Raw genomic sequence first — 22,450 nt, forward strand, 5'->3', positions numbered from 1 at the left:
CGCAGGCCGGCCACCGGTGCCGGCCGAGGGAGCGGACCGGTGTCCGGACTCACTCCTGCCCTGAGGGGTTCTCGCACTATGCGCGCAGGGCGTCGACGGGTTCCATGCGGGAGGCCCGCAGTGACGGGTAGAGACCCGCCAGGAGTCCGACGAGGGCTCCGGCGACCGGGGCTCCGAAGGCGAGGCGGACGTCCAGGACCGGAGTCCAGTCCCTGACGGCGGAGACGGCCACCACGACGACCATGCCCAGGACGGCGCCGATGACGCCGCCGAGGAGTCCGATGGTCGTCGATTCCACCAGGAACTGGCCGGCGATCTGCCGTCGCGAGGCGCCGAGGGCGCGGCGCAGCCCGATCTCACCGATCCGTTCCATGACCGTCACCAGCGTCACGTTGGCGATACCGATCGCCCCGACCACCAGCGAGACCAGTCCGAGCACCAGGAACAGGCCGTTGACGTCGCCCTGCACTCCCTTGCGTGCCTTGGTCGGGTCGGACGGTGCCGTGACGACGAGGGCGGTCTCGGATCCGGGGGCCAGCGCGATCGGCGCCTGGTGGGCGACCTGCTTCGCCGCGCCGAGCGCGGTGTTGATCACCACCCGGGTCACCGCTCCCAGGCCCAGTCGGTCCTCGGCCGTCGTGGGCGGCAGGATCACCGCGGTGGCGAGCTGCTGTTCCCGCTCGGGTCCGCCGAGGATCCCGATCACGGTGTAGGACTGGCCCTTCAGGAAGACCGCGGGGGAGTCCTGTACCGAGTCGATACCGAGAAGCCGTGCGGCCTGGTCGCCGAGCACCGCGACCCGGTCGCGCCGGGCGATGTTGCCGTCGTCGAAGAAACGCCCGACGGTCATCGTGCCGCGCACCGCGGCGGGCAGTGTGGGGGACGCGGCGATCACCGCCATGGTCTGGCCGGTGACGTCCCCGGGGGCCACCACGTCGTTCGCACGGACCTGGATGCTCGCGGTTTCGGTGGAGTCGCCGAGGGCCGCCACCGACTCGACGCCGGCCAGCCGCCGGACCGCGTCGACACCCGACCAGCCGACGAGCGGCTCGGAGTCGACCGCCTGGGGCACTTCCACCGTGACAGAGGTGGCGCTGAGGGCGTCGAACCGGCCGACGATCTGGTTGCCCGCCGTGGCCGAGACCCCGATGGTGATGACCAGGGTGGTGATGCCCAGAACCGTTCCCAGCGTGGTCAGGGCGGAGCGCATCGGACGGGCGAGTACTCCCGCCAGCGCCTCGATCCACAGGTCCCTGAAGTCCATCCAGGGACGCTCGGTGCCCCCGGACTTGCCGCGGCGCCGTCCACGTCCCCGGCGAGCGGTGCGCCGTCCGCCGCCGTGCGGGTCTGCGACCGGTGGATCCGCCGGTTCTGCCGGATCCACCGGGTCCGCCTTCTCCAGGACACGTGCTCGGGTCCTCATCGGGTCTCCTCGGTGAGCCGGCCGTCGCTGATCCTCACCCGTCTGTCGGCCCGCTTGCTGACCGCCTCCTCGTGGGTGATCACGACCAGGGTCATGCCCTGCTCGGACAGTTGGTCGAAGAGGTCGAGGACCGACTCGGTGTTCTCGCTGTCGAGGTTGCCGGTGGGCTCGTCGCAGAGCAGCAGAGCAGGCTCGCTCATCAGCGCCCGGGCGATCGCCACCCGCTGCCGTTCACCTCCGGAGAGCCGGTCCGGCCGGAAGCCGGACCGGTGCGCCAGGCCCACCCGTTCCAGCGCCTCCTCGGCCCGGGTGCGGCGGCCGGCCCGGCCGCGCCCGGGGCGCGGCCGACGGTAGGCCTCGGCCAGCATGACGTTCTCGTCCACCGTCCGGTAGGGCAGCAGATGGAAGGACTGGAAGACGAATCCGATCCGGCCGCCGCGCAGCGAGGTGCGTTCCAGGTCGCCGAGCGTGTTGGTCTCCACCCCGTCGAGCCAGTAGGCGCCCGAGGTGGGGCGGTCCAGCAGCCCCAGGGTGTTGAGCAGCGTCGACTTGCCGGAACCGGACGGGCCGACGATCGACAGGTGCTCCCCGCGCCGGACGGTCAGGTTCACGTCCCGCAGGGCGTGTACCGGCGGTTCGGAGTCGAAGGTCCGGTCGACGGAGACCAGTTGGATGACCGTGTCCGCGTCGGGCGTGGCGGACGCGGGGAGGCCGGTCACTGCCCGATCACCACTTGGTCGCCCGCCTTCAGGGCGGCACCGGACGGTGTGACCTCCACCTTTCCCTCCGCGGACAGGCCCGCCTTGACGGAGACGTCCACCACCTTGCCGCTGCGCCGGACCTGCACCTTGGCCTGTCCGTCGGCCGTGGTGTGGAGCGCGGCGATGGGCACCGTCAGCACCTCACCCTTCGAGGCGCCCACCTTGATGGTCACCTTCGCGGATCCGCTGGCGTTCTTGGTCAGCTTCCCCACCGGCAGGGAGATCTGGACCGGTACGGGAGCCGACGCGTCGGTGCTCCCGCCACCCGACGTCCCCGACGAGGCCTGCCCGTCCTTCGCGTCGGTCGACGGCACGTCGTCGCCGAGTGCCACCAGTTCCCCCTCCACCTTCTTGCCGTCGGTGGTCTCCACCTGCGCTGTCATGCCCTTGTGGAGCAGTTTGGCGTCGTTGGCCTGCACCACGGCCTGCACCACGACTTCGGAGCTGGTCACCGTGCCGATCGGTCCGGAAGGGGTGTCACCGACCTTCACCGACACCTTGTCCATCCGGGCCGGCAGATCCGGCAGGAAGACCACCTCACCTGCGGGAACCTTGGTTCCGTAGCTGTCCTTGAAAGCGGAGAGCGCGGTGTTGGCAGCGTCCAACTGCTGCTGCGCCGACTTGAGTTGGAGCGCCGCTGCTTGGCCGCCGGAGCCGGTGCCGCTGCTGGGCGACGCGGATGCGCCGGCACTGGTGGGCTGCGCGGCGAGGAGGCCCTGCTGTGCGGTGGTCACAGCCGCTTCGAGCGTTGCCAGCTGCTGCTTGTCCGCGATGCTGGGCTCCTGGGCCTGGAAACCCTTGCTCTTGTACCAGCGGCTCACCGCCGAGGCGAGCTGCTGGCCGTACTGCCCGGTGACCGTACCGGAGCTGAAGCCGAGCCGGGACAGGGCCCGCTGCAGCTGCTTGACGTCGTCTCCGGACGTGCCGGGGGCCAGCGTGCGGTACATCGGGACGGATCCACGCAGCACAATCACCGGCCGGCCGCTCAGCTGCATCAGCACGTCGCCCTCCTTCACCTCCGCCCCGGCGACCGGCGCCTTGGTGACGCGCTGGCCGACGGCCTCGGCGGACCCGGAACCCCCGGAGCCGGAATCCGGGGGGCCGACAGGACCGCCCAGGGCCACACTCTGCGGTGAGGCGAACTCCACCGTGCCCTGGGCCACCACACTCGCGGTCAGCGTCCGCCGCTCGACCGCGACGGTGACCGGTCCGGCCTTCGGTGGCTCATGTGCGGCAGCCGCGTCGGCCGGCGACTGCATCCGCGATCCGGCGAACCACCCGCCTGCGCCCACCAGCACCACAGCGGTGACGATGATCCCCAACTGCTTGGGACGACTGCGGGATCCAGACATTCTCTTCCTTCGATCGCGGGAGTGGGCGTTGCCCGGTTCCGGGAACGGTTGCTCATCCGGCACCGGTGGACCCCGGGTTCTTGAAGAACTTCGGGAAGTAGGCGGCCCGGAAGTCCTTGCCGCACGCCAGGTCCTTCATCGCCAGGTCGATCTCCTTGGCGAGCAGCGGCAGCGCCTCGCTCTTGCTCATGGTCTGCGCGGTGGGAGCCTCCTCGGGCTTCGACCCGTCCGCGTTGGGCTCCACCGACGTGGCGACGGCGCTGGCCGACTGCAGCTTCACCATGTCCCCGATGCTGGTCGGCTGCGTGGTCGTGACGTTGATGCCTTCCTTCTGCAGGCACGAGGCGTACGACTGCGCCAGGCCCACCAGTTCCTGATCACCGTTGAGCGCCTGGGCGTTCTTCTCGTTCTGTGCCGAGGTGTCGGTCAGCTCCTTGGGCGACGTGGAGCCGTAGACCTCCTTGTTCGCCGTTGCCATGCAACCGGTCCAGTCGTTCTGCCCGCTCTTCCCTTCCGGGGGGCCTCCCAGCGCCTTCTCGTAGGCGGTCTTCTGCGTGGGCGTCAGCGTCTCGACGTACTTCGAGTTGGCCGAGGGCTCGCTCGCCTCCTTGCGCGACACCTGGGGATCATTGGGGTAGACCGCGGGCGCGACGTAGCCGAAACCGTACTTCTGCCGGAACTTCTTCGTGAGGTCGTAGTCGGCCCCGTCGGTGGCATAGCTGTCCCTGAAGTCCTCGGGGGCTTCGGGGGTGTAGACGAAGCCCTGCTTCTTCATGCAGACCGCGATCGCGTTCTCCACGAGGTACTCCTTCTTGAGCTCCGCGCTGGCGTCCGCGGGAACGTCGAGCTGCCCCGACGACTTGGACCCGGCGGAGGCGCTCGTGCCGTCGCTCGCCGAGGAGGATTTCGACTCGCCTCCGCCGCAGGCCGCCAGCAGCGGCAACAGGCTGACCGCCACGGCCAGTTTCAGGACAGTGCGGGATGCAGACATTGATTCCATCCGTTTCAAAGGGTTGAGGTGTTTCGGGACGAGCCCGCCCCGCTACGCGGGCGGCCCGGTGACCAGCCGACCGTTCTTGTCGTAGGGCCAGGCGTTGGCGACGCATCCGTGCAGGCCCTTGATCTGCTGCATCATCACGGGGGCCAGCTGCCCGGGGCCCCCGCAGGTCTGGTGCGTGTAGTCGAGGAAGTGACCCATCTCGTGGTTGACGATCAGCGCTCGGTAGTCGTGGATCGGGCCGTCGAACGTGGGCGAGCCCTGGACCCAGCGCTTGAGGTTCACCACCACGCCGCCTGGAACCTCGCAGTTGTACTCGCCTTGCGTGTCCTGCTGGATGCCCGCCCAGCACAGGGCGTCCGCCGTTCCCGGGGTCGCGATCTTCACCACGAGGTCGTGCGGCTCCCCCGCGCTCACCAACTGGAACGAGGACACCCCGTTCCGGGTCCAGCCCCGGGGAGCGCCGAGGATGTCGGCGATCTCGTTCGCCGCCTGGTCCGGCGAGACGTCGAGTCCGGTCTCGACCTGCACCTCGTAACGGAGCAGATTCCCGCCCTGACCGACCTTCGCGCCACTGGCCTGCGCGGTGACGAACGTGCCGGAGCCCGTCGCGGGGACGTCGATCGTCGTAGAGCTGGGCGCCGGGGTCGACGACGGGGTGGACGACGGGGTGGACTTGCGCGTGGGGGTGGAGGAGGGCGTGGGAGTGGAGGAGGGCGTCGGGGTGGAGGAAGGCGTGCTCTCAGCCGTGCGCCGCGTGTGCGGTGCAGCGTTTGACGCTTCGCTTCGTCCGCCGTGCAGGAAGTACACCGTGGAGCCGAGGACGCCGGCGACCACCAGTGCGCCGACCAGGTAGGTCCGGCCCCGGCGGCGCGGACGGCCCCTGCGGTGGGCGGACCGGTGCCGGCCGCCGCCCTGGGAGGACCGCTGCGGACGGTCATCGCGGTGGGATGCCGCGGCGTCGTCGTTGGGCGGTGCGGATTCCCGCTCTCGTACCGATTGCATGACAAGTCAAGGTGGTCATTCCAGATGATGACCATGAGCTCGGACGGTCACGAAAAGATAACGAATGATCTCCCGACGGCTCTGGATGTTTCGCGGCACGAGAAGGGCACCCGATCCACGCCTGGCGTGGATCGGGTGCCCTTCTCCGCGGGTGACGCCGTGGCCCCGTTATGCCGCGCAGGCCCGGATGAACGCGTCGGCCAGTTCGGCGGGGCGGGTGAAGAGAGCCTCATGGCTGCCGGGGGTCTCGATCATCAGCGGGTTCTTCAGACGCTGGGGGAAGCGCTCGGCCCAGTGCCACTCGCCGGGGAGGGAGAGGTCCTCCTCGGACAGGACGTACGCGGTCGGGATGTCCAGCGCGTAGAACCCGCTCGTGTCCGGCTTCTCCGTGAACGTACCGAGCGGCTGCGGCACGAGAAGGGAGTGGACGATCCGCTGTGTCTCTTCGTCGGCGTCCTGCATGAACGCCTGCTGGAACACCTCGAACGGGAATGTCACTCCGTTGTTGCCGGAAGCGGCCGCCACGGCGCGGAACATCTCGCCGTAGTGCGGCGGGCACGCGTCGATCAGCGACTCGCCGTCGCTCGGCACGAACGCGCTCCAGAAAACCAGCCGGCGCAGCCGGGAGGCCAGCCGGGGTGCCGCGCCCACCAGCACGTAGCCGCCCCAGCTGTGGCCGACCAGCGTGATGTCCGTCAGACCGGCGCGTTCGACGTACTCCACGAGGCTGTTCACACAGTCGGTCAGGGTCACGTCGCGCGGGTCGTCACCCTCGCCCAGTCCGGCCAGCGTGGGGGTGTACACCTGGTGCCCGGCGGCCCGCAGCTCGTTCGCGACGGGGCGCCAGGCCCAGCCTCCGTGGCAGGCGCCCGTCACCAGGACGAAGGTCTCGCTCATGCCGATCTCCTTTGATCGTTGACAGTCACTGACAACCACTCGGTCACATCCAGCGCGGGAGCTTCGGCAGCTCGCCGTGCAGTTCTTCGGTGCCGCCCCGGCCGGTGAGCCAGGCGGCGAGGGCGTGCGGCGGCCCGGAGACCGTGGCACCGCTCGGAGGGGGCGTTCCCAGTACGACGGTGCCGTGGCCGTCCGCCGTCAGCTCGGCCCCGGTGTCCGGCGCCAGGCGGGCCGACATCCATCCGGCGACGTCCCGTACGACGGCCCAGGCCAGGTCCGGCGGCAGCACGTCCATGCCGACGCCCACCCGCAGGTCGACCAGGTGGATCCACACCTCGCGGGCCCGTAGCCACGGCACTTCGGACGCCGGGATCTCGCGGCCCTGTCCGCTGGTGACCGTGGCCGACCAGGCGTCGTCCGTCAGCGCCGCAGCCGCCTCGGCGAACCGGGCGGCGGATTCCCGTACGTCCGCCCGCTGTTCGGCGAGCGGACGTCCGGCGCCCGCCTCGATGTCCGTCGCGCGCTGGTCCGGCGAGGTGTACATCGGGGTCGGGGTGCCCGTCCGGGCCCAGGTCAGCAGGTTGACCAGGGCGTCGGCGTTACGGGCGAGGTGGGTGAGGAGGTGGCCGCGGGTCCAGCCGGGGAGGGCGGACGGTTCGGCCACCGCGGTCGGGGGCAGCGCGTCGGTCGCCTGTTGCAGCCGGCGTTGCCCGTCCTCGACCCAGCCGAGGACCTTCACGGCTTGTCCTCGACGACCGTGTTCACGCACTCCCCGATGCCCTCCACCACGGTCCGTACGACCTGGCCCGGCTTCAGGAACACCTTGGGATCGCGGGCCGCGCCGACCCCGCCCGGAGTACCGGTGAGAACGAGGTCGCCCGGCTCCAGCGTCGTGAACGTGCTGAGATAGGCGGCGACGTCGGCCGGGGTGAAGAGCAGGTCGGACGTGCGCGAGCGCTGCATGACCTCGCCGTCCACCTCCAGGCGGAGCTCCAGGTCGGCCGCGTCGTCGATCTCGTCGCCGGTCACCAGCCAGGGCCCGGCCGGGGTGCTGGCCTCCCACGCCTTGCCCTGCAGCCACTGCGGGGTGCGCCACTGCCAGTCCCGCATGGAGATGTCGTTGACGACGGTGTAGCCGGCTATCGCGGCGGCCGCCTCCTCCGTGGTCGCGCGGCGGCGCAGCCGGGAGCCGACGACGAAACCGAGTTCGGCCTCCCAGTCCAGCTCCTGCGTCTCGCCGGGGTGGACGATGTCGTCGTGTGCGCCGAGCAGGACGTTGGCGAACTTGCCGAAGAGTGCGGGGTACGACGGCATCTCCCGGCCCATCTCCGCGATGTGGGTGCGGTAGTTGTGGCCCACGCAGAAGATCTTGGCCGGGGTCGTGACGACCGGGGCGAGGTCGAGTGCGGCCACCTCGTGTGCCGGGCCGTCGGCGGCGGCCGCGTAGGTACGCCAGTCGGGACGGCGCAGCAGGGCGGCGACATCGGGGGCTCCGGTCTCCACGGCCCTCCCGCCGTCGAGACGTACGGCCGCCGTGCCGTCGGCGGTGCGGATGGTGGCGAGCTTCATGAGGTGGTGCTCCCGTTGTTCTCGGCCTTTTCCGGCCTCTGGATCGTTTCGGTGCGGGCGAGGTTGAGCGCCTCGTACAGGGGCGCGTCACTGAAGGTGAACAGGTCGAGCCGGGTATGGGCGGTGATGGTCAGCGCGCACCAGGAGGGGACGGCGATCAGGTCGCCCGCGGTCACCTCGATCACACGGTCGTCGAGGGTGGCGGTGCCGCTGCCGCGGAACACCTGCCAGACCGAGGAGCCCACCGTGCGGCGGGTGGCGGTGGCGGTGCCCGGGCGCAGCCGGTGCATCTCGGTGCGCAGGCTGGCCAGGGCGTCGCGGCCGGTGGCGGGGTTGGTGAAGCGGATGCCGGCGTGGCCGGGCTCGATGACGCCGGGGTGTCCTTCGTCCGCCAGTTCCAGCTGGGCGGTGAGCGCGTCGTCGGTGTCGGCCCAACGGTAGGCCATCAGAGGGGAGTTGACGCTGTCCGGCACCCCGATCGGCCGCAGTCCCGGGTGGCCCCACAGCCGCTCGTTGCGCGACCGGGTCGGGGTGGACCGGTCCGACACCCCGTCCTCGCCGAACTCGAAGAACCCGGCGTCGAGGCGGTGCACGAGCGGGATGTCGAGACCGTCCAGCCAGACCATCGGCGCGTCGCCGACGTGGTGGTGGCCGTGCCAGTGCATCGACGGGGTGAGCAGCAGGTCGCCGGGCCGCATCTCGACGGCGTCGCCGTTGACGACCGTCCACACTCCCTCGCCCTCCAGGATGAACCGGAACGCGCCCTGCGAGTGGCGGTGGGCCGGGGCGACCTCGCGCGGGCCCAGATACTGAATCGCCGCCCAGAGATTGGGAGTTGCGTACGGCCGTCCGGGCAGGCCGGGGTTGGCGAGGGCGATGGCACGGCGCTCGCCGCCGCGCCCGACCGGCACCAGGTCCCCGGACCGGCGGGCGAGCGGCAGCAGGGTGTCCCACTGCCAGACGTGCGGGACGGCCTCGGGCTGCGGGGTCATCGGCATGAGGTTGCCGATCTCGGTCCACAGCGGGATGAGCCCGGCAGCCGCGAATCCGTCGTACAGCTTCCGGAGTTCGGGGTCCGTCTCCTCCGGGGCTATGACGGGCACCATCCCGTCGGTGTCACTGGTCATCGGAGGTTCCTTCGGCGTCGAGCCGGCGCGTGATGTCGGCGCGCAGCGCTTTCTTGTCGATCTTTCCGACCTTGGTGGCGGCGAGTTCGGGGACCGTCACCAGCCGGTCGGGAAACTTGAAACGCGCCGTGCCCGCGCGTTCCATGACGTGGTGGACGTCGTCGAGGGTCACGGTGCGGCCCGGTTCCGGTACGACGTAGAGGCAGACCCGCTCGCCGAGTCGGGCGTCGGGCATCGCCACGGCGGCGGCGCGCGCGACGCCGGGGGTCTGGTAGGCGAAGTTCTCGACCTCCTCGGCGGAGATGTTCTCCCCGCCCCGGATGATCATGTCCTTGTCGCGGCCTTCGACGACCAGGTTGCCGTCGGGCAGCAGCCGCACGATGTCGCCGGTGCGGTACCAGCCGTCCTCGGTGAAGGCGCGGGCGTTCTGCTCCTCGGCGCGGTAGTAGCCGCGGGGGGTGTACGGGCCGCGGGTGAGCAGCACCCCCGGGGTCCCCTCCGGGACGGGACTGCCCAGCTCGTCGACGACACGGAGTTCGTCGTCCTCGCACATGGGGCGTCCCTGCGTCGTGCAGATGACGTCCTCCGGGTCGTCCGGACGCGTGTAGTTGAGCAGGCCTTCGGCCATGCCGAACACCTGCTGGAGCGTGCAGCCCAGTTCGGGGCGCACCCGGCGGGCGACGTGGTCGGCGAGCCGGGAGCCGCCGACCTGGAGGAGACGCAGCGAGCTCAGGTCTGTTCCGGGGTGTTCGCGGTGGTGGTCGAGCCAGCGCTGGGCGATGGCCGGGACCAGCGCCGAAGCGGTGACGCCCTCCTGCTCGATCAGCGGGAACGCCTTCTCCGGGTTGGGGGAGCCCAACACCACCCGGCCGCCGTTCAGCAGCGCGCCCAGCAGGCCCGGGCAGGCGAGCGGGAAGTTGTGGCCGAGGGGCAGCGCGGCGAAGTAGACCGTGTCGGCGCCGAGTTCACACACCTCGGCGCTGCGGCGGGCGTTGTAGACATAGTCGTCGTGCGTGCGGGCGATGAGCTTGGGCAGGCCGGTGGTGCCGCCGGAGAGCAGGAAGACGGCGATGGAGCGGCTGTCGGGCCGGTACGCGTCCACGGCGGCGCGGTCCGTCGGCGTGCCGGGCGCGGCACACAACTCCCGCAGGTCCACGGCGTCGTCGCCGACCTTGTCGCCGAGTACCAGGATGTGCCGAAGGGTCGGGGAGTCGCCGGCGACCTCGAGGGCCATCGCCTGGTGGTCGTGGTCCTTGAGGAAGTCCGGCACCGCGATGGCCACGGCCTCGCTGTGCCCGACCAGGTGGCCGATCTCGTGTCTGCGGTGCCCGGGCAGTGCCATCACCGGGATGACACCGAGGCGCAGACAGGCGTAGGTCAGGATCACGAACTCGGCGGTGTTGGGGAGTTGCACCACGAGCCGGTCGTCCGGGCGGAGCCCGAGGGCGGCCAGGCGCAGGGCCACGGCGTCAGCGTGCGCGGCGAGTTGACGGTACGTCAGCCGTCGGTCGCCGTCGACGAGCGCGACCGCGTCGGGAGTGGCGTCGGCGGCGGCGTGGAGCCGGTCCCCGATGGCGTGTCCTTCCCAGTACCCCTTCGCGGTGTAGCGCTCGGCGTACTCCGCGGGCCAGGGGACAGCGCCGTTGCTGCTCGGCCTTGGCATGGTCGTTCTCCTCAGGTGCGGTCGGCGGTGCGCACGATCACGGCGTCCAGGGCGATCAGCCCGTCGGCGGTGAGCCGCAGGGGGTTGATCTCGATCTCGGCGGTGTCCGGACTCGCGGCCAGGGCGGCGGCGAGCGCCGAGACGACCCGCCCGAACTCGGCCCGGTCGAGCACCGGTCCGCCGCGCCAGCCGTCGAGCAGGGCGCGGGCCGCGAGGTCGTCGGGCATCCCGGCGGCCTCGGCCTCGGACAGCGGGGCCAGCCGGATCGCCACGTCGGCGAGCACCTCGGCGGCCGTACCGCCGAGCCCGGCGAGGACGACCGGCCCGAACACGGGGTCCCGTCGTACGCCGAGCACGAGGTCCACACCGGCCGGGGCCATCGCCTCCACCAGGTAGCGGCGGCCGGGGCCGATGGCGTCCAGCGCCGCGTCGAGCTCTTCGGGGGTGCGGACGCCCAGGTGGACTCCGCCGACCTCCGTCTTGTGGAGGATCGAGGCGTCGAGCACCTTGACCGCGACCGGCTCGCCCAGCAGGCGCAGGGCGTAGTGGGCGTCGGCGCGGGTTTCGCAGGCGACGCGGTCGGGGGTTCGGATGCCGAGCTCCGACAGGAAGGTCTTCGCGGCGTCCTCGTGCAGAGGGCCGGCGGGCACGGAGGCCGTCGTCTCCGGCGAAGCCGCCTCGGCCCGCACCGCCCGCTGCCGGGCATGGGTCACGAGAGCCCGTACGGCATTGGCAGCCGATGCCGGTCCGGTCAGTGCCGGAATCCCCGCCTTGTGCAGCCGCGCCCGCTGCTCGGCGACGTCCTCGGGCAGGCCGCCGACGACCACCACGGCCGGGGAGTCCGCACCGAGGCCGGCGTCCTGCGCGGCCGAGGCGAGGTCGACGCTGTCGGGCTCGGTCAGGGCGTAGACGGCGAGCAGGTCCACCGCCGGATCCGCGGCCGTGGCGTCGAGGACACGGGCGAAGGTCTCGGCGGGCCGGCCGGTGTCGACCGGGTTGCGCTGGTAGGTGAGCGGGGGAAGGAGCTCGCTCAGCGTGCGCCGCGTGGCCTCGGCCAGCTCCGGCACCTGGATGCCGTCGCTGCCCGCCCGGTCCGCGAGCAGCAGACCCGGCCCGGCCTGGGCGGTCACGATGGCGAGCCCCGGGTCGGGGTCGGGGCGCAGCCGGATGCGCGAGAGCGCGGTGAGGGCGTCCACCATCTCCCGTTCGTCGTCGACGACGACCGCCCCCGCCTGCCGCAGCGCGGCACGGGTCGTACGCCAGGAGGTGGCGAGCGCCCCGGTGTGCGACCGGGCGAAGTCACCGACGTCGGTGCGGCCCACGACCAGTGCCACGACCGGCTTGACGGCGGCCACCAGCCGTACGGCCTCGACCATGCGCGGCCCGTCGGGCACCGTCTCGAGATGCAGCGCGACGGCCGTCGTACGGTCGTCCTCCGCGAGGTGTTCCAGGACGTCGGCGGCGGTGACGTCGAGGCCTGCCCCGATGCCGACGCCGACGCTGATCCCGTTCCCGGCGGCGACCAGGTCGAAGGAGAGCGCGTGGTTGACGCCGCCGCTGGCCGCGACGACCGCGATGTCCCCGGCCGGCAGCTGCCCGGCCGCGGGTACGAAGCTGGCCGTCAGTCCGAGGTGGGGGGCGAAGAAACCGGAGGTGTTGGGACCGAGCAGGCGGATCCCCGTCTCCTGGGCGACGCGGCGCAGTGCCTGCGCGTACTGCTCGCCCTCCGGGCCCGCCTCGCCGAAACCGCCCGCGCAGACCAGCGCCGCACGGCAGCCCGCGGCGGCCGCCTCGGCCAGTGCCTGGGCGCAGCCTGACGCCGGTACGCAGAGCACGGCGAGGTCGAGTCGTCCCCCGGTGTGCGCGGCGGCTTTCGCGACCGAGGCGTACACGCCCTCGTCGGGCTCCGGGCGCCGCGCGTTGACCAGCGCGCGGGCGCCGGGGAAGGGGGCCAGCGAACGGGCCATGGCGGCGCCCAGCTTGCCGCTCTGCCGTGAGGCGCCGATCACGACCACGCCCTCGGGCGCGAGCATCGGCGTCAGGTCGGTGCTCATACGCGCTCCCCCGCCACCAGGTCGGCGCGCCCGGACAGCAGCAGTGTCTCGGCCCGGTCGTCGTCCATCCCGTCCTCCACGATCAGTGCCGGTACGCCGTGCACCAGCCGGGCCTGTTCGGCGAGCAGCGACCGCGTGAGCGGTGTTCCGCCCTGTACGGCGACCAGGCGCGGGGGTCTGTCGGGGCTCAAGGCGTTGGCCAACTCGTCATAGATTCCGGGCAGTTGCGCCTCACCTTCCGGTGCGGTGAGCCACAGGCACCCTTCGGAGCGCACCGCCGCGAGTTCCGCCGCGGTCAGCCGCCGCCCGTTGAACTCCCGGAACGGCGTGTCCAGGGGGGCATGCCCGTCATGTGCGGCCCGCCAGCCCTGGACGACCCGCTCGACGAACTCCGGGTCGCGGCGCGCGATCCGTTCCTTGCCGATGCTGCGGGAGATGAAGTGGAAGGCGAACCGCGTCGGTTCGAACGCGTCGTGGTAGCGCCCGAAGTGCTCCCACCACGACAGGCTCGGCCGGGCGGCGCCCTGGATCTTCGCCACCGAGGGCTGCCGCACCGCCTCGTACGCCTCCAGGGCGCTCGTCAGGTCGTCGCGGTGGGCGATGAGGCTGTCGGCGAGCGCGACGGCGTCCTCCATGGCCATCTTGGTTCCGGAGCCGACCGAGAAGTGCGCGGTGTGCGCGGCGTCGCCGAGCAGGACGACGTTGCCGCTGTGCCAGCGCCGGGTGCGCCGGGTGCGGAAGTTGCCCCAGCGGGAGTTGTTGACCAGCAGTTCGTGCCCGTCGATCTGGTCGGCGAAGAGCTTCTCCAGGTACTGCTTGGTCTTCTCGTCGCTCGGGCCCGGCGGTTGCGCGGTGTCGAACTCGTCGAGCCCCGCCCGGCGCCAGGACTCCTCGTCCGTCTCCACGATGAAGGTGCTGACGCTGTCGCTGATCGGGTAGCCGTGCACGGCGAAGGTGCCGTGCGGTCCGTGCTCGTGCACGAAGGTCAGGCCGTCGAAGAGGTAGTCCGTGCCGAACCAGATGAACTTGGCGGTCGCGACCTCCACCTCGGGCACGAGTTCGTCGGCGAGACGGTCACGCAACCGGGAGTTCGCCCCGTCCGCGGCCACGACCAGGTCGTAGCCGGCCAGCTGCGCCGGATCCGCGGGAACCTCGTGGCTGAACCGGAGCTCGACCCCGACCTCCTCGGCCCGCCGGTGCAGCAGCTGGAGCAGGGTCTTGCGGGTGATGGCCGCCATGCCGTTGCCGCCGCACCGGATCCGCTGCCCCTTGAGCCGCACCTCGATGTCGTCCCAGTGCCGGCCGTGGTCCGCGAGAGCCGTACGCAGGACGGGATCCGCCGCATGGATGGCGGCCAGCGTCGCGTCCGAGAAGACCACGCCGAAGCCGAAGGTGTCCTCCGCGCGGTTCCGTTCGAAGACCGTCACCTCGACCGACGGATCGGCCTGCTTGACGAGCGCCGCGAAGAACAGCCCGCCGGGGCCGCCTCCCACGCAAGCGATCCGGAAACCCATGGTTCCTGCCTCTACGTCGGGTACAGGCCCAGACTCAGCCCCGGACGCATCCCGTGTCAACAGATGCACGGGCGTCAATAATTTGTTTCATGTCCTTGGGCCGGAGCCTCGCGGGAGCATGGGTTTCCCGGCCGGATGACTCATCTTCACGACGGCCGTCCGTGTGACATAGTCGGTTTCGTGAAGCCTCGATCGATCGTCTTCGACCTGTTCGGCGACTACGTGCGCTACCGCGGCGGCGCCGCCAGACTGCGCACCCTCAGCACACTCATGGGCTGTTTCGGTGTCGGCGAAAGCACGGTGCGGGTGGCCCTCGCACGCCTGCGCAAGGAGGACTGGTTCGACGTCCGGCGCGAGGGCAGGGAGACGATCTACGCGCTCAACAAGCGCAGTCTCCAGCTCCTCGACGAGGGCCGCTCACGCATCTTCGACCGGGCGCCGTCCGACTGGGACCGGCACTGGTACATGGTCATCTACTCGGTCCCCGAGACCGAGCGCGGCGTACGCGACCGCATCCGCAAGGAGCTCGCCTGGCTGGGCTTCGGCCCCCTGGCCCCGTCCACGTACGTCTCCGCGCACGACCGGCTCCAGCAGGTCCGGGAGAAGTTCGCCGATGAGCCCGCCATCCGTCTGGACACCCTGCGCTGCCAGTCCGGCGGGCTGCCCGTCGACCGCGAGATGGCGGCACGCAGCTGGGATCTCGCCGCCCTCAACGAGGACTACCAGGAGCTGCTGCGCACCTACCGCAGCCGGATGCCGTCCTACCGGGCCGGACACCTCAGCCCCGAGGAGGCGCTGGTCGAGCGCATGCGGCTGACGTACGACTACCGCAAGTTCCCCTTCCGCGACCCGGACCTGCCGACCGAGCTCCTGCCGGCGGGCTGGGTGGGCCACGAGGCGCACGAGATGTTCCTGGAGGCCCACGAACTCCTCGGCCCGTCGGCCGAGTCCTACTACGACGAGGTGGCGGGCACACGCCGGCACTAGGTGTATTGATCACGAGCGTTGTTGACACTGGCGGCGTCTGGTGCGTGCGTGCCAGGCGTCGCCAGGCAGGCGGGACTTTCGAAACACGCCCTAGGACAAGTGCCCCAGTTCGTGGGACGCCGCGGCCGTCGTGTCGCGCAGCTCGCGGGTCAGCTCGGCAAGGTGGTCGGGTGTGCCGAGACTCTCGGGCAGGACGACGGAGACGGCGAGCGGCAGCGGGTCGCCGGCCGCGAACACGGGCGCGGCGACGGAGATGATGCCCGGGATGACGCCGCTGTGCGTCACGACATGCCCCTGCTCGCGGATCTGAGCCCGTAGGGCCGCGAGGCGCTCGCCCGTCCATTCCGTCTCCCGGCCGTGCAGCTCTCCGCCCAGCACCTCGTCGGTGAGGCTCTGCGGCAGGTGGGCCAGGAAGACCTGGCCCACGGACGACGTGAGCAGCGGGAGCGTGGCGCCGACGCGCACCGTCAGGGGCAGCGGCCGCGTGCCGTACGCCCAGCTCACCACGATCGGGCCGCGGTCCCCCCACACCGCGAGGTTCACGGAGTGGCCCGTGCGGTCGCGAAGCTGCATCGCGTGGCCGCTCGCCACCGCCACCTCGTTGGTGCGGCGCAGCGACTCGGCGCCCATGCGGCGCATCGCGGCGCCGAAGTCGTAGAGGCCCGAGGCGGGGTCCTGCGAGGTCAGCCCGATGCGGCCGAGGCTGACGAGATAGCGGTGCACCTTGCTGGGCTGCATACCGCTGGCCTGCGCGATCGCGGACAGGCTCAGCGCTCCGCCGCCGTTCTCCAGCGCCAGCAGGACCCGCATCGCGGTCTCGACGGACTGGATGCCCTGACGCTCCCCGTTCTCCCTGGGGTCGGTCTCGGTCACAGCGCAGCTCTCTTCCCGCAGGTGAATGACGGTGCTCAGCCTATCGACGCGACGAGCGCCGATCTCCGATCACGAACCGATCCTACATTCACTATTGCGGAACGCGTTACGTTCTGGTGAACTGCGACAGCGGTGGCACTCACTCCCCGACTGCCCCGGTCAAAAATCGGCGGCCCGTTCCGCAGCCGCCCGGAGCCGCTCGTCCTTCGGCGCACACACCCGCGCATCTCATACCTCCCGGCCGATCACACCGAGCCGGGCGTCGCCGCACCCCCGAACGGGACATCGACCTCAAACGCAAACCCCCCGAGGAGAACTCCGCAATGAAGCTGATAGGCCTCGAAGAGCACTTCGTGACCCCCGACCTGGTGGGCCATGGGGCGTCGACCGCGTCCATCGCCCAGCCGGGCGCCTGGGCCGAAGCCTCCCGCCGCCTCCTCGACCTCACCGGCGAACGCCTCGACGACATGGACGCGGCCGGACTGGACATGCAGGTGCTCTCGCTCAACTCCCCCGGCCTCCAGGCGGAGAAGGACCCGGCCGCCGCCGTGCGCCAGGCGGTCACGGTCAACGACTTCCTCGCCGGTGTCATCGCCGAGCACCCCGACCGCTTCTCGGGCTTCGGCGCACTGCCCCTGCAGGACCCCGTAGCCGCGGCCGACGAACTGGAGCGCGCGGTCACGCAGCTCGGACTGCGCGGCGCCCTCGTCAACGCGCACACCCACGGCAGGTACCTGGACGACCCGGCCCTGCGCGTCGTCTGGGAGCGCGCCGAACACCTCGACGTACCGCTCTACCTGCACCCGGCCAACGGCGTCGACACCGCGCACGTGCTGTCCGGGCACCCCGAACTCGTCGGACCGATGTGGAGCTGGGGCATCGACACCGCCACCCACGTCCTACGGCTCATCTTCGGCGGCGTGTTCGACGACTTCCCGAACGCCAAGCTGCTGCTCGGCCACATGGGAGAGGGCCTGCCCTTCGTGCTGTGGCGCATGGACTCCCGCTGGGACTTCCACGCGCACCACGGAATCGAGCTCAAGCGGGGCCGTCCCTCGGAGTACATCCGGAACAACCTCTACATCACGACCAGCGGCGTCTGCTCCTCCGCCCCGCTGCTCACCGCGCTGCTCTCGATGGGCGCCGACCACATCCTCTTCGGCACCGACTACCCCTTCGAGGACATCGGGACGGCCACGAAGTTCCTGCGGGACGCCCCGATCAGCGACGCCGACCGGCTCAAGATCGGCCACCAGAACGCCGAGAAGCTGCTCGGCCTCACCACCGCACCCGCGTTCGCGGGCGTCTGAGCGGAAGGGAACGCACGTGTACGACGTCGCCGTCATCGGTTACGGGCCCGTGGGCATGGTCACCGCGGCGCTGCTCGGGCAGGCGGGCCACGACGTGGTGGTGCTGGAGCGCTACCCGACCCTCTACAACCTTCCGCGCGCCGCGATCTTCGACGACGAGACGATGCGGACCTTCGACCGCCTCGGCATCTCCCACGATCTGCTGCCCACGCTCCACGTCCAGCGGAACTACGAGTGGCGCAACGGCGCCGGCGAGCTCCTCATCGAGCACGACTTCGCCACCGTCGGGAGCCAGGGCTGGGCGGAGTGGTACATGATGTACCAGCCCTACCTCGAGGACGCCCTCGACGGCCTGGTCCGCGGTCTCGGGAACGTCGAGATCCGGATGGGCTCCCGCGCCACCGGCCTGCAGAGCACGCACCACGGCGTGGACATCCAGGTCGAGGGGAGCGGCCCGGCCGTCTCGGCCCGGTACGTCGTGGCCTGCGACGGCGGCAACAGCTTCACCCGCGGCCGGCTCGGCGTCGAGCAGGAGGACTACGGGTTCTCCGAGCCGTGGATGGTCTGCGACTTCCGCCTGACCGGTCCCTCGGACGTCCCGAAGGCCCGCCAGGTCTGCGACCCCGAGCAGCCGACATCGATCATCTCGCTGGGCCCCGAGCACCACCGGTTCAGCTTCATGCTCGACTCGGCGGACTCCTTCCCCGTCGAGCGGGAGCCCGACCGGGTGTGGGCCCGGGTCGCCGCCTACCTGGACCGCTCGCGGGCCGACCTCGTCCGCGTCGCCACGTACACGTTCCGCTCGCTCGTCGCGGAGCGCTGGCGCGACGGCCGGATCCTGCTCGCCGGGGACGCGGCCCACCAGATGCCGCCCTTCCTCGGGCAGGGCATGTGTTCCGGCATCCGCGACGCCCAGAACCTCTCCTTCAAGCTCGACGCGGTACTGCGGGGCGCCGACGACGCGCTCCTCGACACGTACCAGAGCGAACGCGAGCCGCATGTGCGGGCCATCATCGCCAAGGGCATCGAGCTCGGCCGCGTCCAGACCATGCGCGACCCGGTGGCCGCCGCCGAGCGCGACGCCCGGCTGATCGCCCAGCGCGAGGCGAACGGGCGCCCCGAGAAGATGCGCTTCCCGGGTCTCGGCCCCGGTCTGCGCGACGCGTCCCCGCAGGCGGGACACCTGATGCCGCACGGCCGGGTGGAATCGCACGGCACCCGGGGACTCTTCGACGAGGTCCTCGGCCGCGGATTCGTCCTCCTCGTCGACGGCCGCGAGGGCGCCGCGCTCGACGCCTCGGCCGTCGAGCCGGCCGCCGGGCTCGGCGTGGCCGTCCACCACCTCACCGACCGCCGCCTCACCACCGAAGGGATCACCGATGTCGGCGGCGTCTACGGGCGCTGGTTCGACGAAACCCGCTGCGCCGCCGTTCTGTGGCGGCCCGACTTCTACATCCTCGGCACCGTGGACTCGCTGTCCGACGTCCCGGCGCTCCTGAAGACACTTGCCACGGCAGTCCAGCCGGTACAGGCTCCTGCCACCGTCGGAGAAGGGATCCGGCCATGACCGCACCGTCCGTCATACGCCCAGCCGTCCGCAGAGTGCCCGCGAACACGTTCATCCTGGTCGCGGCCTGGGTCGTCGCGTCCCTCGAGGGCTACGACCTCGCCGTGTACGGCGTCAGCGTGCCCGCGATCCTCGGCGACCCCTCGCTCGGCATCGACAAGGCCGAGGCCGGGACCGTCGGCTCGTTCGTCGGCATCGGGATGCTGATCGGCGCGGCCCTCGCCGGGGCCCTCGTCCACCGCACCGGCCCGCGCCGGCTCCTGCTGCTGGGCACCACCGTGTTCTCGCTCGGCATGGCGGGCTGCACGTTCGCCGGTGGCGTCCCGTCCTTCGGGGCCGGACGCCTGGTCGTCGGTCTCGGCCTGGGCGTCGTACTGCCGACGATCAACGCATACGTCGCCGACCTCAGCGAGCCGGGCCGCCGCAGCCGCAACGTCTCCCTGATCATGAGCGGCTACGCGGCCGGCGCCCTGCTCTCCCCGCTGCTCGGCACCGCCCTGCTGCCCGACGTCTCCTACCGCTGGCTGTACGTGATCGGCGTGATCCCGGTGTTCCTGGCCGTACCGCTGGTGCTCCGGCTCCCGGAGAGCCCGTTCCACCTGGGCCGTACGGGCCGGACCGCCGAGGCGAGGATGGTGGAGGAGCGGTTCGGTCTCGCCCCGTCGGACGCCTCCCCGGCGTCGGACCCGGGCCGCTGGCTCGGTATCGGCTCGCTGCTGACCGGCGGGCTCGCGGTCTCGACCGTGCTGTTCTGGGCGATGTCCTTCTGCGGACTGCTTCTGGTCTTCGGCATCAGCACCTGGCTGCCCAGCATCATGCAGGCCGCGGGCTTCTCCCTCGGCTCGGCGCTGCTGCAGACGGCGGCCATGTGGCTCGGCGTCGGCGTCGGGGCCGTCGTCGGCGGCCGGGTCGCGGACGCGCTGGGCGCGAAGCGTGTGGTGGTCGTCGCGTTCCTGGTCGGCACCCTGAGCCTGGTCGCGATGAGCACCCGCCCGCCGACGCCGGTCATGTTCGTGCTCATGTTCATCAGCGGGTTCGGGTTCATCGGCTCGCAGATCCTCGGCAACGCGTTCATCGTGACGCGCTACCCGGACGCCCTGCGCGGCAACGGCCTCGCGTGGGCCCTGTCGATCGGCCGCTTCGGCGCGATCGCCGGCCCGTCCCTGGGCGCGTTCGTCCTCAGCTCGGGCGCCGACGTCCAGTGGGCCTTCTACGCCTTCGCCGTACCGGCGCTGATCGGGGCGTTCGCGGCGGGCGCGGTGCCCCGGGGGCGAGCGGTGACGGCATGACACGAGTCGTCCACGAGTCCTGGGGCCAGCGGGTCGTCTTCGGCTCGGGCACCGCACGGGAGGACGTGGCGGCCGAGGTCGCGGGACTCGGCGCGAGCCGGGTCCTGGTGATCGCGGCCGAGGGGGAACGTGCCCTTGCCGAGGACATCTGCAAGGACGTTCCCGTCGTGGCGACGTTCGGCGCGGTCAGGCCGCATGTGCCGGCCGAGGTGGCGGGGGCCGTGCGGGCGGCGGCCCGCGAACACGCGGCCGACCTGCTGCTGAGCGTCGGCGGCGGCTCCACGACGGGCACCGCCAAAGCGGCCGCGCTCACCACCGGTCTGCCCATCCTCGCGGTCCCCACGACATACGCCGGCTCCGAGGCGACCCCGGTCTGGGGTCTCACCGAGGACGGTCACAAGCGCACCGGCGTCGATCCGAAGGTGCTCCCCCGGGTCGTCGTCTACGACGCGGCACTCATGCTGTCGCTGCCGACCCGCCTGTCGGTGACGTCGGGGCTCAACGCGCTCGCCCACTGCGTCGACGCGTGGTGGGCCCCCCGGCACAACCCGATCAGCTCCGCCCTGGCCGTCGAGGGTGTCCGCTCGCTGGCGTCCGCGCTGCCGCGCATCGTCGCCGACGGCCAGGACGTCGCGGCCCGCCGGGAGATCCTCTTCGGCACCTACCTCGGGGCGGTCGCCTTCGCGGGAGCCGGCTCGGGACTGCACCACAAGGTGTGCCACGTCCTCGGCGGTGCCTACGACCTCGAACACGCCGCCCTGCACTCGGTGGTCCTGCCGCACGTGGTCGGCCTCAACCTGGCCGCGTCACCCGAGGCGGCGCGGCACCTCGGAGCCGCGCTCCACGCCGGCTCCGACCCTTTCGGCGCGCTGCTCGCCCTCTACGCCCGGCTCGGACCTCCGCGCTCCCTGAGCGAGCTGGGACTCGCCGAGCAGGAACTCGACCGGGCCTGCGACCTGGTCATGGCGCAGGTGCCGGACACCAACCCGCGGCGCGTGACACGCGACGAGATGCGCGAGCTGCTCGGCCGGGCGTACCGCGGGGACACCCCGGTGCCGGTGCCGGTCCCTCTCACCGCCCTTCGCACGGAAGAGCCCCCCGATGACTGAGACGACTTTGACGACTGAGACGACTGAGACGACTGAACAGGAACTGACCGACAAGGTCGTCGCGAGCTTCGACGCCGCGAAGGACGAGCGGTTCCGCCAGGTCATGCGGGCCCTCGTACGGCACGCCCACGCGTTCGTGCGCGAGACCCGCCTCACCGAGGGCGAGTGGGGCGCGGCGGTCGAGTTCCTCACCGCGGCCGGTCGCATCACGACCGACACCCGTCAGGAGTTCGTCCTCCTCTCGGACGTCCTCGGCATCTCCATGCTCACCGTCGCGGTGAACGAACCGGGCCCCGACGAGTCGACGGAGTCCACCGTCCTCGGCCCGTTCTTCGTCCAGGACTCGCCCGGGATCGAGCTCGGCGGGGACATCGCGGGCGGTGCGACCGGTGAGCCGGCGTGGGTCGAGGGCCGGGTCACGGACGCCGACGGCAACCCGGTCCCCGGCGCCCGCGTCGAGGTGTGGGAGGCCGACGACGACGGCATGTACGACGTCCAGTACGGCGACGCGACCCTCGCGGGGCGCGCGCACCTGTTCACCGACGCCGAGGGCCGCTACCGGTTCTGGGGGCTCACCCCCACGCCGTACCCGATCCCGGACGACGGCCCCGTCGGCCGGCTCCTCGACCACGCCGGCCGTTCACCGATGCGTGCACCGCATCTGCACTTCATGGTGACGGCACCCGGCTTCCGGCGTCTCGTCACTCACATCTTCGTGGCGGGCGACGCCGGTCTGGAATCCGACTCCGTGTTCGGCGTGAAGCAGTCGCTCATCCGCCCCTTCGACCGTCACGGGGCCGGTACCCCGACGCCGGACAGCCGTCGACTGGAGGGCCCGTGGACCTCGACGGCCTTCGACATCGTCCTTCGGAAAGAGTGAGAGGGGCACGGCGGCGCCCCTCCCGCCGGGGCCGGCGGGAGGGGCGGCCTGCGGTCGGCTCGGGTCGCCCGGG

General features: G+C 71.5%; 19 protein-coding genes. 6 read left to right on the forward strand and 13 right to left on the reverse strand.

Translation table 11 applies throughout. From position 1 onward, the window contains the following. Window positions 1-76 precede the first annotated feature (76 nt). The 12 genes from ABT057_RS39870 to ABT057_RS39925 form a co-directional block, all read right to left on the reverse strand. Window positions 77-1,423, reverse strand: coding sequence for an ABC transporter permease (locus ABT057_RS39870; RefSeq protein ID WP_352348825.1), 1,347 nt, complete (start codon window positions 1,421-1,423; stop codon window positions 77-79). Next, entirely contained in the window at window positions 1,420-2,142 is a 723-nt protein-coding gene (locus tag ABT057_RS39875) for an ABC transporter ATP-binding protein (RefSeq protein WP_352348826.1), read from the reverse strand. The genes ABT057_RS39870 and ABT057_RS39875 overlap by 4 nt, the downstream gene beginning before the upstream one ends. Then, window positions 2,139-3,536 carry a peptidoglycan-binding protein gene (locus tag ABT057_RS39880; protein ID WP_352348827.1) on the reverse strand — a complete coding sequence of 466 codons (1,398 nt, stop codon included), beginning with the start codon at window positions 3,534-3,536 and terminating at the stop codon, window positions 2,139-2,141. Before ABT057_RS39880 ends, ABT057_RS39875 begins: the two co-directional genes overlap by 4 nt. Window positions 3,537-3,588: 52 nt before the next feature. Beyond that, entirely contained in the window at window positions 3,589-4,527 is a 939-nt protein-coding gene (locus ABT057_RS39885) for a hypothetical protein (protein WP_352348828.1), read from the reverse strand. A 51-nt stretch (window positions 4,528-4,578) separates the two neighbouring features. After that, window positions 4,579-5,538, reverse strand: coding sequence for a DUF3152 domain-containing protein (locus ABT057_RS39890; protein WP_352348829.1), 960 nt, complete (start codon window positions 5,536-5,538; stop codon window positions 4,579-4,581). A gap of 168 nt (window positions 5,539-5,706) precedes the next feature. Then, window positions 5,707-6,435: an alpha/beta fold hydrolase gene (locus ABT057_RS39895; protein ID WP_352348830.1), complete on the reverse strand. Its 729-nt coding sequence runs from the start codon at window positions 6,433-6,435 to the stop codon at window positions 5,707-5,709. A gap of 43 nt (window positions 6,436-6,478) precedes the next feature. Next, window positions 6,479-7,174, reverse strand: a complete 696-nt coding sequence (locus ABT057_RS39900; RefSeq protein ID WP_352348831.1) for a maleylpyruvate isomerase family mycothiol-dependent enzyme — start codon at window positions 7,172-7,174, stop codon at window positions 6,479-6,481. Continuing rightward, window positions 7,171-8,004 carry a fumarylacetoacetate hydrolase family protein gene (locus tag ABT057_RS39905; RefSeq protein ID WP_352348832.1) on the reverse strand — a complete coding sequence of 278 codons (834 nt, stop codon included), beginning with the start codon at window positions 8,002-8,004 and terminating at the stop codon, window positions 7,171-7,173. The genes ABT057_RS39900 and ABT057_RS39905 overlap by 4 nt, the downstream gene beginning before the upstream one ends. Continuing rightward, window positions 8,001-9,131, reverse strand: a complete 1,131-nt coding sequence (locus ABT057_RS39910) for a cupin domain-containing protein (RefSeq protein ID WP_352348833.1) — start codon at window positions 9,129-9,131, stop codon at window positions 8,001-8,003. The genes ABT057_RS39905 and ABT057_RS39910 overlap by 4 nt, the downstream gene beginning before the upstream one ends. Beyond that, complete coding sequence (locus tag ABT057_RS39915) at window positions 9,121-10,794, reverse strand: (2,3-dihydroxybenzoyl)adenylate synthase (protein WP_352348834.1); 1,674 nt, start codon at window positions 10,792-10,794, stop codon at window positions 9,121-9,123. Before ABT057_RS39915 ends, ABT057_RS39910 begins: the two co-directional genes overlap by 11 nt. Before the next feature lie 11 nt (window positions 10,795-10,805). Beyond that, entirely contained in the window at window positions 10,806-12,848 is a 2,043-nt protein-coding gene (locus tag ABT057_RS39920) for an acetate--CoA ligase family protein (RefSeq protein ID WP_352348835.1), read from the reverse strand. Next, complete coding sequence (locus ABT057_RS39925; protein ID WP_352348836.1) at window positions 12,845-14,341, reverse strand: FAD-dependent monooxygenase; 1,497 nt, start codon at window positions 14,339-14,341, stop codon at window positions 12,845-12,847. The genes ABT057_RS39920 and ABT057_RS39925 overlap by 4 nt, the downstream gene beginning before the upstream one ends. A gap of 201 nt (window positions 14,342-14,542) precedes the next feature. Between ABT057_RS39925 and ABT057_RS39930 the strand changes: the two genes are divergently transcribed. After that, complete coding sequence (locus ABT057_RS39930) at window positions 14,543-15,349, forward strand: PaaX family transcriptional regulator (protein WP_352348837.1); 807 nt, start codon at window positions 14,543-14,545, stop codon at window positions 15,347-15,349. A gap of 90 nt (window positions 15,350-15,439) precedes the next feature. On the opposite strand, the gene ABT057_RS39935 is transcribed toward ABT057_RS39930, so the two are convergent. Next, a complete protein-coding gene (locus ABT057_RS39935; RefSeq protein WP_352348838.1) occupies window positions 15,440-16,222 on the reverse strand; it encodes an IclR family transcriptional regulator in 783 nt (260 codons plus the stop codon). 323 nt (window positions 16,223-16,545) lie between these two features. Here ABT057_RS39935 and ABT057_RS39940 point away from each other — a divergent pair, with 323 nt between their 5' ends. From ABT057_RS39940 to ABT057_RS39960, 5 genes are read left to right on the forward strand one after another with little or no spacing between them, the layout of a single operon-like run. Then, entirely contained in the window at window positions 16,546-17,532 is a 987-nt protein-coding gene (locus tag ABT057_RS39940) for an amidohydrolase family protein (RefSeq protein ID WP_352348839.1), read from the forward strand. Window positions 17,533-17,548: 16 nt separating this feature from the next. After that, window positions 17,549-19,099, forward strand: coding sequence for a bifunctional 3-(3-hydroxy-phenyl)propionate/3-hydroxycinnamic acid hydroxylase (locus ABT057_RS39945; protein WP_352348840.1), 1,551 nt, complete (start codon window positions 17,549-17,551; stop codon window positions 19,097-19,099). Next, window positions 19,096-20,388 (forward strand): MFS transporter, encoded by a 1,293-nt coding sequence (locus tag ABT057_RS39950; RefSeq protein WP_352348841.1) that lies wholly within the window; start codon window positions 19,096-19,098, stop codon window positions 20,386-20,388. The genes ABT057_RS39945 and ABT057_RS39950 overlap by 4 nt, the downstream gene beginning before the upstream one ends. Continuing rightward, window positions 20,385-21,497, forward strand: a complete 1,113-nt coding sequence (locus tag ABT057_RS39955) for a maleylacetate reductase (protein ID WP_352348842.1) — start codon at window positions 20,385-20,387, stop codon at window positions 21,495-21,497. The genes ABT057_RS39950 and ABT057_RS39955 overlap by 4 nt, the downstream gene beginning before the upstream one ends. Continuing rightward, on the forward strand, window positions 21,490-22,377 hold the full coding sequence (locus tag ABT057_RS39960; RefSeq protein WP_352348843.1) for a hydroxyquinol 1,2-dioxygenase: 888 nt from the start codon (window positions 21,490-21,492) through the stop codon (window positions 22,375-22,377). Before ABT057_RS39955 ends, ABT057_RS39960 begins: the two co-directional genes overlap by 8 nt. Window positions 22,378-22,450 lie beyond the last annotated feature (73 nt).

It is taken from the genome of Streptomyces sp. NPDC002588 (assembly GCF_040295925.1).
Taxonomy (GTDB): Bacteria; Actinomycetota; Actinomycetes; order Streptomycetales; family Streptomycetaceae; genus Streptomyces.